The 13008-nt window shown below is 31.9% G+C and carries 11 protein-coding genes and 1 pseudogene; 2 read left to right on the top strand and 10 right to left on the bottom strand.

What is annotated here, in order from left to right:
• Window positions 1–608: 608 nt before the first annotated feature.
• The gene (locus HMPREF3270_RS13840; protein ID WP_226956313.1) at window positions 609–773 is read left to right on the top strand and encodes a hypothetical protein; all 165 of its coding nucleotides are present in this window, start codon (window positions 609–611) and stop codon (window positions 771–773) included.
• Window positions 774–1253: 480 nt separating this feature from the next.
• Here HMPREF3270_RS13840 and HMPREF3270_RS12780 read toward each other — a convergent pair whose 3' ends face one another.
• Both HMPREF3270_RS12780 and HMPREF3270_RS12775 read right to left on the bottom strand, forming a co-directional pair.
• A complete protein-coding gene (locus HMPREF3270_RS12780) occupies window positions 1254–1748 on the bottom strand; it encodes a GNAT family N-acetyltransferase (RefSeq protein ID WP_061054980.1) in 495 nt (164 codons plus the stop codon).
• A 255-nt stretch (window positions 1749–2003) separates the two neighbouring features.
• The gene (locus HMPREF3270_RS12775; RefSeq protein ID WP_070849359.1) at window positions 2004–3380 is read right to left on the bottom strand and encodes an amino acid permease; all 1377 of its coding nucleotides are present in this window, start codon (window positions 3378–3380) and stop codon (window positions 2004–2006) included.
• Between the two features lie 279 nt (window positions 3381–3659).
• On the opposite strand from HMPREF3270_RS12775, the gene HMPREF3270_RS12770 reads away from it, so the two are divergent.
• The gene (locus HMPREF3270_RS12770; RefSeq protein WP_138108248.1) at window positions 3660–3938 is read left to right on the top strand and encodes a hypothetical protein; all 279 of its coding nucleotides are present in this window, start codon (window positions 3660–3662) and stop codon (window positions 3936–3938) included.
• A 220-nt stretch (window positions 3939–4158) separates the two neighbouring features.
• Here HMPREF3270_RS12770 and HMPREF3270_RS14345 read toward each other — a convergent pair whose 3' ends face one another.
• From HMPREF3270_RS14345 to HMPREF3270_RS12725, 8 genes and pseudogenes are all read right to left on the bottom strand, one after another.
• Window positions 4159–4380, bottom strand: a complete 222-nt coding sequence (locus HMPREF3270_RS14345) for a hypothetical protein (RefSeq protein ID WP_070849355.1) — start codon at window positions 4378–4380, stop codon at window positions 4159–4161.
• A 13-nt stretch (window positions 4381–4393) separates the two neighbouring features.
• On the bottom strand, window positions 4394–4897 hold the full coding sequence (locus HMPREF3270_RS12760; protein WP_070849352.1) for a DUF1643 domain-containing protein: 504 nt from the start codon (window positions 4895–4897) through the stop codon (window positions 4394–4396).
• 14 nt (window positions 4898–4911) lie between these two features.
• Window positions 4912–5223 (bottom strand): DUF960 family protein, encoded by a 312-nt coding sequence (locus tag HMPREF3270_RS12755; protein WP_070849349.1) that lies wholly within the window; start codon window positions 5221–5223, stop codon window positions 4912–4914.
• A gap of 95 nt (window positions 5224–5318) precedes the next feature.
• Entirely contained in the window at window positions 5319–5657 is a 339-nt protein-coding gene (locus HMPREF3270_RS12750; protein WP_031914243.1) for an SAUGI family uracil-DNA glycosylase inhibitor, read from the bottom strand.
• Between the two features lie 472 nt (window positions 5658–6129).
• Entirely contained in the window at window positions 6130–7758 is a 1629-nt protein-coding gene (gene ccrB / locus HMPREF3270_RS12745) for a cassette chromosome recombinase CcrB (protein ID WP_070849343.1), read from the bottom strand.
• Between the two features lie 21 nt (window positions 7759–7779).
• Window positions 7780–9129, bottom strand: a pseudogene (ccrA, locus tag HMPREF3270_RS12740) (cassette chromosome recombinase CcrA).
• A gap of 499 nt (window positions 9130–9628) precedes the next feature.
• A complete protein-coding gene (gene cch1, locus HMPREF3270_RS12730; RefSeq protein ID WP_070849337.1) occupies window positions 9629–11416 on the bottom strand; it encodes a cassette chromosome replicative helicase in 1788 nt (595 codons plus the stop codon).
• A gap of 125 nt (window positions 11417–11541) precedes the next feature.
• Window positions 11542–12972 carry a DUF6038 family protein gene (locus HMPREF3270_RS12725; protein ID WP_031880301.1) on the bottom strand — a complete coding sequence of 477 codons (1431 nt, stop codon included), beginning with the start codon at window positions 12970–12972 and terminating at the stop codon, window positions 11542–11544.
• Window positions 12973–13008: the final 36 nt, after the last annotated feature.

Raw genomic sequence — 13008 nt, 5'->3', positions numbered from 1 at the left:
TGATACATCATTTTGATAATATAAGTTTGAAATAACGTTTGTTTCGCTTAGAAATCCCACTGAAATACTGAAAAGATCCCAACCGAAAGTCGTAATAATTGTTGATATGACAAGGAAATCCCGTTATCCCGATCATTTCTTAGGAAATATAGCTATATATTTATATATAGTTTGGATTTGTAGGTGTAGTTATGATTTACTTTTTCTTTTTATATTATTTATTTATAAATGATAATGGGATTTTGGGATTACGCTTGCGTAATCCTTCTTATACATGAAGTTATCCAATCCCGTTACTATCCCGCTTGTATTTTATTTTGGGATGTTCTTTCGTCATATCAATATAAGCTTCACATTGAGTCATGAGTAGTTAGCGTGTTGAAGATATTTGTTAGATAGGTGTTATTGAATGACGAAAGGACACTGAATAAGTTGAAATACATATAACTTTGACTAAAGTGAAAGTCAAAGGAGTTGAAGCTAGTGGTAAGTTTTAGTAAATATGGTCATTATTCAGATGATGACTTGAAGTATGATATGAATGGTTTCATTAATGGTTATCATTTGCATAATGGAATATATATATTACTGATGAAGTATGGTCGCACATGCAGAAAGAACTTGTAAGTTTTGAAAAAGCTTTGAATGATTTAGGATTGAATTTTGATGATGCTGTTGCAGATGAAGAAGGTATACCTGAATTAGATGCAAAGAGAAAGTGTCTGATGGAAGATCCATACAGATTTCCATTTGAATATGATGAAGATAAGTGAGGTATATAACTGCACCTTACTTTTTATTAGATTTGAAGAAAGAGTGTTTGAGGCAAAAATAAAGACGAAGTGCTGAGGAGCACTTCGTCTAATGTATGATTATTGAATATTTGGTTAATGATGTCATTATAAGATTGAAAGTAAAGTAAAACTACTTTTTGTTTATATTATTAATAACGGCAAAATCTAGTCATTTCAGTTGATAATTTTTCAAATTAGATAAAAAATGTCTCATCGCTTAACCCGTTGAAATCATCTTTTTATGCTACTGACTGGAAATTTATTGTATAAAAATCAGGTACTTTAACTTTACGGCTTTTCGATTTCGGGTCGCATAAACTATTAACGTTTTCATATTATAGGCATAATAATTGTTTATTGTTAAATTATATAAAATATTAGTATTTTTTAAAAAATATAATTTAAAAATAAAAAAGTTTAAACGCAGACAGAAGAATAGGGGGAGTTATCTTTATACTATTAAATATATTCAGATTTCAATAATGACATAATATATGCATCTTTATATTTACCTTTAGTATAGAATTGCTCTTTGAGTAATCCCTCTTTTTTAAATCCTTGTGACTTATATATATGAATAGCTTTTTCGTTATCTGTATCAACAAATAGATAAATCTTATGCATGTTTAAAATATCAAAAGTATAACTTGTGGCTTTTTCGAATGCGAACTTTGCATATCCTTTACCACTGAATTCAGGTTTAATAATTATTTGTATTTCACAATTACGATGGATGTAATTAATTTCTACTAATTCAACAATACCGACCACTTGATTTTCATCTTCAACAATAAAACGTCTTTCTGATTCATCTAATAAATGCTTATCAAATAAATATTGAAGTTCCGTTAAAGTTTCATAAGGCTCTTCAAACCAATAAGACATAATAGAATATTCATTGTTTAATTCATGAACAAAAGGTAAGTCACTAACTTCTAATGCTCTTAGTTTCATAATTCCACTCCTAAAATTATTATTTATACTTGCATTATAAGTATAAATAATAAATAAGTCATCATTCACTGTAATTACTCTATTTAACAATTTAATCCATACTATTTCTCATTTTCTCACTATTCTCTAATCCTTCTGATTTATTATGCTTACTACAAAATTATAAAAATAGAGCTGAAGATACCTTTATTTATTACATGAAAATTCTAAATAAAACAACACATTCTCCAAATAATAGGGAATGTGTTGTTAATATTATTCCATTTCAACTTTCGCTTTATCAGATTCTTTTTTATATTTTTGATACATAATCCAAAGAATGATTGCCCATACCGGTATAAATAATACGCCAATTCTTGTTGAGCTGTTAATTAATAAGATTATAAAGATAAAAGCAAAGAAAGCTAAAATTGCAAAGGCCATATATTTTCCACCAGGCATTTTGAATTTGCTGTCTTTGTGTAATTCAGGATTACGTTTGACATAATTTAAATAGGCAATCATGATAAGTGTCCAAATTAAAATGTTCAATACTGTTGAAAATATTGTAATTTGGACGAATACTTTTGTTGCATCCTTAAATATTGCATTTAAAACAATAGAAATACTTAATAGTCCGCAAGTTACTAGAATTGCATAATGAGGTACACCATGCTTATTTGTTTTATGTAAGAATGGTGGTCCCTGTTTACGACCTGCTAAACCGTACATAGTACGACTATTTGCAAAAATGCCACTATTACACGATGAAGCAGCCGCTGTTAATACAACAAAATTAATGATACCTGCAGCAAATGGAATTCCAATTAGTCCGAATAATTTTACATAAGGGCTATCAGCAGGATTTAATTTATCCCAGGGCACAACAGACATAATGACTGCTAATGATCCAATGTAAAAAATCAGAATACGTGCAGGTACATTATTAATTGCTTTAGGAATCGTTTTATGTGGGTTTTTAGTTTCCCCAGCTGTAATTCCGATTAACTCAATACCAATAAATGAAAAGATAGCCATTTGAAAGGCCATCAAGAAGCCTTGAATGCCATTTGGGAAAAAGCCACCTCTACTCCAGAGGTTTGTTACACTTGCTTGGCCGTATGACGTTTTCATTCCAAGCACAATCATTACGATTCCTACAATAATTAAAGCTACAATTGTTATAACTTTAATTATTGAAAGCCAAAATTCTAATTCTCCGAATAACTTTGCACTGAATAAGTTTAAAGCTACTAATATTAAAATAGTAAATGCAGCTGTAAGCCAGTTAGGTACAGTCGGATACCAATATGAGACATACTTAGCAACTGCTGTAACTTCAGCCATACCTGAAATAATCCAAGTAAGCCAATATGTCCAACCAACCATAAATCCAGCAATTGGACCGATATAATGATGGGCAATATCTCCAAACGATTTAAACCCTAAGTTTGATAAAAGAATTTCGCCCATTGCTCTCATAAACATAAATAATACAAAGCCAACAATAACGTAAGTTAATAAAATAGATGGACCAGCTAAATGTACAGATTCTCCTGATCCAAGGAATAATCCTGTACCAATCGCGCCACCGATAGCGATAAGTTGAATATGTCTATTACTCAACTCTCTTTGCAGTTTATCTTCTGACATATTTTTCTTCCCTTTCATGAGTAAGGTTATGACTGAAATAGTATGACTGTATTCAAGTACCCTTAGTTGTAAAATGAATGATTTTTCTGAATTTGAAATTTGGTTTAGTTAAAGTTAATAATACCCAAGTAAATGTATGTTAATCAAAAACAGATTGAATGCTAAATGTTGTTTGATTAACACAATTCAACATATTATTAACTGAAATTACCATTTTACATTTACCAAACAAATTACTTCTATTTATAAAAATCATCTCATAATTATAACACAATTCAAATGCAGAAAGTAGAACAAAAAATACTTATACCACGAGTAGGAGAAGGTCCGATAGATTTGCAAAATGCACACATTTATCTTTCTCATGGACTGTTATTGTGGGAAGAAGATTATATTGAAATTTATGATTTAAAACTAATGTTTATTAAAAAGGTTAGAGTAGATTTACTAAATTATATGGTTCTACTAAGTTCTAATGGGCATAAAGTGATTCATAGAAATGCTAATCAAACTTTAACGATTAAAGAATTAACTGAAATAGTTAATTGCAATAGCTAGTAATTCAATAGCTTGTGCTAGTTACACGTTTAAATATAATGTAAATGATAGAATATTAAGTGGAAATCTGATAAGGGATACACAGAACTACAACACTTGATACTAATAAGTAAATATGAAAATTTCTGTTATCAATAAAATAGAGTAAAGAAAATAAAAAATAATAGAGCCTCCTTCACCGCAAAGTGAAGGAGGCTCTAGTTTTATTGAAACATATATTTCATTTTGATAGATAGTACTTAATAATTTCTTGTGAATCAGTGTTAAATATCGTTATTATAGCATCATTATTCATAAAAACGTTATAAATTTTATCCAGTAATTCCTTTTCTTCAATAGCTGTAAAATGACGTGCTAGTCCTTTTGCGATTGATATATAATTTTGCGATGATAAGCGACTAGCAACCGTTCTCCAGTCTGATTGTGTAGTGTCATGGTTCATAGATAAACCTTTTTTATTTCAAGTTCCATTTTTGACGTGCCTTAGGATTGAGTGGATGCATAATTTCATTTGTTTCTGGATTAATAAGTTTTTTGACTTTCTTTTTATGCGGTTTTAACATTTCCATTACTTGTGTTACACGTTCGACGACAACTGGTCGCTTCGCATAAGCACCATAGGCTAAAATCACTGTGTCACTTTCACTAATCGCCTTCATCAAGTGGATGTCTGTGTGTTTATCAAAAGGTTCTTTGATATGTTTAAGGTTCTCTGGAGTTTTAATATTAGAGAATAGATTTACAAGATATACTGCGCCATATTGTTCAGAATTCGCTAATTGATTAAGAATTAGAACAGTGGTAAGATCGAGTGATAATACGCCATCTAAATGAGGATACATCGTTATCACTGTACATGCGGGTTTGTTTTTATCCCAAGTCTTTTTGAGTAAGTAACGATGTTGTTCATCGTCGCTAAAAATTGCTTCTGTGTGTATGGTGCTTTTGACCGTATTCATAGTATTCACTTCCTTTAGTATTCTTCAGGTAACAACATGACGTAATAAGAAAGGTCTACATCATCTTCTCGGATAATGTAGACCTTATTGATATCGATAGACTGTTTGACATTTGCCTTATGCGTTTTGACATACTCAGGACGTTCTTGTTTGTGTTTGATATATAGTTGGTTATTGTACATATTGAATTGGAATATATGAAAATAATCCAATGATTCCTTGCCTTTTGATTGTGTTTGTTCTCGTCGTGCTACGAGTTGCCATAATTGATGTTGTAAGATGATAGGTAAGCTATTGGCAATACCACGAGTGATATATCTATTCATAAGCGTTTTCCTTTCGTTCTGATTCTTTCATCCAAATGATAATTTCACTAAGAATTGTAATGACGAGTTGTGTAATTTTGATGTATTTATGCATATTATTGTCCTCCTGTTAGTAAGTATCGTTGATCCAAAAGGGGCATGATAGTGTTGTGTAGGTATAAGAAATCCATATCGTGGTTTTCATCAATATAACCAATGGCTATGAGCTGTTTCTGATAGTAGAGAATGAAAGGATAGATATTACTTTCGTGAAGTGTATCAGAGTAGTAGGTGTAGGTTTGAAGTGTTTTATTACTGAGTGGCCCAAGCCTTACATATTGGTCAGGTAAGATATGATCAGCGATTTCCTCGATAGATTCACATTCCCACTTTTCATCTTTTGGCAGTTCGAATAAGTTGGTTATATAGTGCTTGAGTTGTTGTTCTAGTGTCATCATTATGACCTCCTAATGTGTTTGACGGATGTATGCATGTGATACATCATTTTGATAATATAAGTTTGAAATACCATTTGTTTCGCCTAGAAATCCCACTGAAATATAGAAAATATCCCAATCGAAAGTCATGACAATTGTTGGTATGACAAGGAAATCCCGTTATCCCGCTCATTTCTCGGGAAATATAGCTATATATTTATATATTATTTGGATTTGTAGATGTCAGTACGACTTACTTTTTCTTTTTATATTATTTATTTATAAATAATAATGGGATTTCGGGATTACGCTTGCGTAATCCTTTTCTTATATAGATTTATCAAATCCCGTTATCATCCCGTTCATTTTTTATTTTGGGATGTTCTTTCGTCATACAATATAAGCATGCGTGTTCGTTAGGCTAGCTTCATCTATGGATAGAATATATGAGATGTGTGTTATTGGATGACGAAAGGACAGTACATAGATATTAGATTTGAAAGTAGAGTGTTTGAGGCAAAAATAAAGACGAAGTGCTGAGAAGCACTTCGTCGAGCTGAGTATTATTGAAAAGTTGTTTAATAATCTCATTATTGAGCTTGAGTGTGACATAGAATTGCTTTTTATGATTCCCATCTTTACGAATATCGATACGATCAATGACCGTAAGGTATAATGCTTTAAGATGTGATTTATCCATGGATTCTATGTTTTGAAATATTCGTTGTAATAGGAGAGCGATTTGTTTCGTATCATAAGATGGTTTCTCTTGATTTTGTTGCTGCTTGAGTTGATTCATTTGGTTTGTGATATCATTGAGTTGCGTTTCATATTGGTGTATGGTTTCTTTGAGTACGGACGTTAAGTCTGGATTATCTTCAATAGTTTTAACCAAATTATTTAATTTAGCTTGTATTTCATCAAATTGTTGTTGCTTATAAGCAATATCATGGTTCAATGCACCAATATCGACTTTATTCTCTTGATTGACACGTTCTAAGACTTTATTAATGACTTTATCACTTTTGACTATTTCAAGTATTTGATCCATAACATACTTTTCGATAACATCAGCTCTAACGCTATTCGCAGAACATACTTTTGAGCCTTTGTTTCGGAAGTTACTACAAGAATAATAGCGAATACGTTTCTTAGTTCCATCTTTGAGTGTATTAGTGGTATTACTTGCCGCCATAGGTGCGCCGCATTGTGGACAGTGAATAATACCTGTTAATAGATTGGTTCCTTTACCATGAACTTGAGGTTTTTGACTGACCTGTTTTTTGCGTGATTGGACTTTATCCCATAATTCTTGACTAATAATAGGAGGGTGTTTACCATCAGCTATAATAGGTTTATCATTCAGTCCTTTACGACGCTTTTCATTCCAATCTTTATACTTCGCAAATTGAATTTTACCAATGTAGAATGGATTGACTAAGATATAGGTTATTGAATTGATGCTAAAAGGATTACCTTTTTTAGTAACATATCCTTTGTGATTGAGGGCATTGGCAATTTTACGATAACCATGTCCTTTGGCATAAGATTCGAATATATATTTCACGATATTCGCTTCATGTTGATTAATCATCAGTTCGTGTTTATTATCAGGTATTTTGTCATATCCTAGTGGAATATTGCCTTGATAATAGCCTTCTTGAGCACGTCTGGTTTGTCCCATGAATACGTTCTCGACAATGTTATTACGTTCGAATTCTGAGAAGCTCGCAAGTATTTGTAACATGAGTTTACCAGAAGAAGTATTGACTTCCATACGTTCAGATAAGCTGAAGAATTCGACATTTTGACGATGAAGGTCTTCAACAATTTTGAGTAAGTCTGATGTATTACGTGCGAGTCGATTTGTTTTATATACCATGACACAATCGATGAGACCTTCATTTGCATCATGTAACATACGTTGAAGTTCAGGACGGTTCATAGACTTTCCTGATATACCACGATCGGCGTATATATCTTTGACCTCGAAATGATGAAAGTTACAATATTCTTTGATTTGATTGATTTGTCCGTCGATACTATAGCCTTCAGTACTTTGGATTTCCGTTGATACACGAACATAGATACCGACACGTTTTTGTTTGAGTTGTTGCATAGCTGATTTATCCTTTCTTGTTTAGCCAGTTGATGATTGTATCGTTTGATTAACGATGTTTAGTGGCTCATTTTTTATATAGATTCCGCTTAATTCTTTATTTTTAGTAATATGAATTTCATCAATATAGGGATACAGCATGTTTAACGTGAAACTTTTCTGTATAACCTTTTGTAGTGATGTTTGTAACTGAGTATCACTTATTGCTTGTATAGGTTTATTCTGTAGATTAATTGATTGGGACTGTTCTCTGAATGTTTCTACATCAATTTTTCCTTGTGCTAAATTTTCAATAAGCTTTTCCTGAGTTAATGTGTTACTAGTATCATGCATCCTTTGTTTTTTGAGCTGTTTCTCAATAGCATGTTTGATTTTCGAATAGAGCTGTTGGTCTCGAAAGAATTTTTGGCAAGATTCTAAGACCTGTTTTTCTAGGTTTTCAGCGTTTATGCCTTTAAAGTCACATATGAAACGTGATGCATTCATGTTTTTAGGACAGACATAATAACGTAATGAATGATTGGTTTTTCTAATGGTCATGTTGGTAAGGGTTGAACCACAACAAGGGCATTTGATTTTTTGTTTGAGTCGGTTGTCTGAAGATCTACGATTAACTTGTCTTTGGTTTCTAACCTTTTGAGCGTATTCATACAAGCTGACTGAAACAATAGGGGGGAACATATTATCGTATTGTCCATATTGATTTAGCACTCGGCCACAGTAATTAGGATTTAGGATAATACAACGCACTTGGAAAGGTTTTCGGTTGATGAGGTGATTGGATTTTTATAAGCGTTGAGAAATTTTCTTGTATCCGTAACCTTCCACGTAGTCGTCGAATATGGCTTTTACAGTAGGTGCTTCATCCTTATTTATAGTAAATGTCCCATCGTGATAGTGATAGCCAAAAGGGGCGTGAGTTGTAATGAGTTTACCTTGGCGTGCTTTTTCGCGTAGTCCATTTTTGACCTGTTCACTGATATTATCAGATTCTAACTCTGCAAGGCTGATGATAATGTTAAGTTTTAAACGATCAAAAGATGAGTCTAAGTTGAAATAGCCATCACAGACACTTAAGATATGAACCTGATGCTTTTGACATAATCTGATAAGTTTCAAAGCATTTTTCAAATTTCGGTGTAATCGATTCAGTCTGTAGCAACATAATACGTCACAGTGACCTTGTTGAATTAGCGTAATGACTTGTTGGTAACCATTGCGTTTATCAGTTCGACCTGATTGCTTATCGCTATAAAAGGTAATGTGTTGAATATTATGCTTTTCGGCTAATGCCTTGATGGTTTGTTTTTGGGCTGAGAGTGATTGTTGTTTGAGTGTACTTTGACGTAGATAACCTATTGCTTGTTTCATCCTGTTTCCTCCTTCCAAATTGATAATATATATTTATGAACGAATTTATATATAAGCCCAACACCAGTGAGGTGTTGGGCGTTATTATTAGTCATCAACGTGATTGATTTCTTCAATCACTAAATTAGCGAGTAATGTGATTAATTCGTCCAATGAAAAGACCTCCGATTCTATAAAATATTTAAAAATTTGATAATATGATAAACAGTCATTCTGTCGTCTCTTGTACTTTTCACAAAGAAATTAGTGAGAGCTACCTCATTCATAAATTCAGGGTGAAATTTATAAAGTATCAAGAGTTTACGTTGTGTCTCAGTTAACGTATAGGATTCTATATCATAGTTATGATCAATATAGTTTACGACTAATTGTTGATTCTCTAATTCGACCAAAGAGCATAATGTGTATTGTATTAATTTGAATTTGGTATTCATTTTAATTTCCTCCAAGTATTTGATTAAGTAAGCTACAACAGCCTTTAGGTTGTTATAGCGATATTTTATAATCCTAAATCGTCATTTGCTTCGGATTGTTTAGCTTTCGTTACAAAATCTTCTAGCAAATTTTTATTTGTATTATCAACGAATGGTGGTATACTAGGTTCTGTTTTAGAACTCAAACCAAACATTGAAGCATAAGTCATATCTAGCTTAAGATGATAAAAGACAATAGTCTTCTTTTTGCCATTAGTATCTGGAACGCTACGTTTTGTTGTTTTACGGTTCCGATCAGAATGGATATAACCTTTGTCTCGTAAAGCATCAATTACAATATTTACATCTTGGAATTGATTTTCATTCAACATATTTTTAAATACATTTTTCAGGATTTTAACTTGTATGTGGTCTTCTTTGAGTTCAATAAGTCCATAATTCTCAATCATTGTTGATAGCTTGGTATCCTCAGAGAATTTCCCCCGGTTTTGCGCTACAAACTGAACAATGACCTCGATAGATTTCTCTGCTAGTGAGCGTTCTGAAACTGACTCCAAGTGATAACTAACCAAGTATTCTCTTACTGCATCTATATCAATAGGTACTGCAATAACACGTTCGAATATCCGAGCAGATGTCGCAATCACTGCATAGCGTTTGAACATACGAATACCAGTATTACTCGTTTCATTTTTTAGTTGGTTTTTGAACCAATCATGTTCCGCATGAAACCATTTAATTACTTCGTCCTCACGTTTTAAAAGATATTCAGCTACTAATGGCATTATATGGCCATAATTGACCGATGTAGCCCTTTTAATTGCATCTGCATTGTCAGCACTTGTTGTAAAGGCTTCAGATATTTCAATCGTACGGACGTTCAAACCATCATTACGTGCACTATCATTTAAAATACTGTGTTCTGCGGTACTTATCACTGTAGTGCCCCAATTTTTGAGTTCTTTGACATTACCATCAATATTAGAGCGTTGTCGGCCCTGTCCCTCTGCCAAACTGTACAACAATCCAGTAGTGTCTTTGAAGGTTGCAGCTGACAATTCATCTAATACGATAGGCACACCAAAGTTACTACTTAAATATCCTTCAAGCGCGTTTCTAGTACCATTCCATGATCTAAACAGGGTATTACTGCCTTTAGTAGGGTTGCCGGCTATTGAAACAGCTAAAGCAGCTGCTGTCGATTTACCTGTGCTTGAATTTCCCATAAATGAGAATATGGTTCCCGCAAACTCGACCTCATGTCTTGTTTTTAGGAACGCAGTAACTAATGAAGAAGCAGCAAATACTACTGCAAGTTCTAGTAGTAAGTTCCCTTTAACTTGTTTTAAGTACATCTCCCACCAGCCTTTGAAAGTACCTTTTGGTTGTAAATCATAGTGTGTTTCACAAATGATTTCATTAGCTTGAGATTGCTCTATTTCTTTTGAAAAGTATGGTTTATCCAATGAAATGACCATACCTTCCTCATCAGACTGTAATACACCTACGCCGGTATATAATTTAGATAATGGAAGTGACTGGCGCATCGATTGTAACGCATAGCTTAATGATTTAATGTACCGTTCATTGATGTTGAAGCCGTACTTAATCAATCCAGGTAGCTTGAAAGATGTTAAGATATCTGATGCTTCAATACGTTCAATATTTTTTCCATCTGTAATAATCAACTTCTCAACCCCTGTAGACGGGTCGAGAAATTTATTTTCAATAATGATGGGACTAGACAATTGAATAATTTTTTCTACATCATTGTTACTTTTAGGTGGAATCACTTCATAAAAGCCATTTGAATTTAAAAAATATGGATATTGCTTGAATATGTTGTTAGTCATAATAAATCTCTCCTTTGCTATATAAGCATTAAATTTGTGTTGCTAAATACATATTAAAGGAGAATTAAACGCAAATAAGGAGGTCGTCCATAAACAAAAAAAATGGACGACCTCTCTTGGTAGTGCTATTCAAATTTTAAATTGTCTAAGGTTTCACTTAGAGTTTTTGCGATAGACCAACTAGATAAATCATTGACTTGTTTACTGACGATTTCGTCTTTAATTTGAGTAGATTTTATTTCTTCAAATAAGTGGAAAGCGTTCGTTAATTCGGTAATGTTTATTTTTGAAAGTGGCTCAATATCTTCATTAAATGAATATTTATCTAATAAAAGATGAATTCGATACAAGTCATTTAAGAAGCTCTCTACTTGATTTGGACTCATACCATCATCAATATAAGATTGGCGATTAGTATAAAATAGGTTAGAAAATTTAGATAATGACAAATAAAATTCTTTATAAATATGGAAAAACTTATCGTTTGATATTAATGGCTTGGAGCTATTTATTATATTGTCTAGACGTGATTCAAAATTTAGTAAATCAAAAGTACTGTTTTTATATTGATTTATAGTATTAATAATTCTTTGATAGTTAGAAAATAAGTCATTTTCAATACCGAGAAAGTATCCATTAACGTTGAATGGGTATTTTACAATTTCTTTTTTTCTTAATTTTTCACGGATTTTCGATTCATCATCATTTTGTATATCATAAGTTACAATTTTATGATTGATTCTTTTATTTAAACTTGGAAGGTAGAGTTTGTTTAATATATCAATAATGAAAAAATCTAATAATTTGTTATCATTACGTTCACTATACTCATCTATAGTTGGCTCATTTGATATATATCTAGCTACTTCATGATTTACATTTGAATACTTGGAATCATCAGGTTCTACTTGGTTGTATATAATAAAATTTTCGGGATTGTTTTCTTTATTATATTGATGAGCTTTATATAATTGCTTGAAATTGAAGTCATTATCAAATGTAATATTATCTTCCATTAATGTTTCAAACAGTAACTCGTCAATTCTATGTGCTAATTTTCTATATAATTTTGAACTCTTATCTAAATCTAGAGAATTTGTATAATTAAAAAATGAAGACAATGCATCATTACACTTTGACTGAGCACTAAGCCATTCTAAAGTAAAAGAATAGTTTTCAGATGCATAAATTTGCGCTTTTAATGCATCATTTTTAATATTATCAATTGAATCGCTGATATTAGTAATATAGCTAATAAATTGACTATTATTTTTCTTTAATGCCTCCTCTCTTAAATCTATGTCATCAAATTTTTTAGCAGATGTAGGAACAGGAAAGTCCTCAATAGTGTTTAGCAAAATTTTAAATAACTCTAATTCAAATAAGTTAAAACTGTAACCACTATTGGTTGCTGATGGATTTGATTTGTACCTATTTATATCTAACTTATATACGCGTTTGAGCTTATTCATACTGTTCTTAAACATTTTTTCACTCAAGTTACATTCCTTCATCAAATCTTTTCCAGTAAAATATTTGTAATTTGTAAAATTCAAAGTGATTGTCCTTTCAAACTTGCTTTATTGGTTATA

This window comes from Staphylococcus sp. HMSC65H10 (assembly GCF_001839185.1).
GTDB lineage: Bacteria > Bacillota > Bacilli > Staphylococcales > Staphylococcaceae > Staphylococcus > Staphylococcus simulans.
This window is presented reverse-complemented; position numbering and strand designations above follow the sequence as displayed.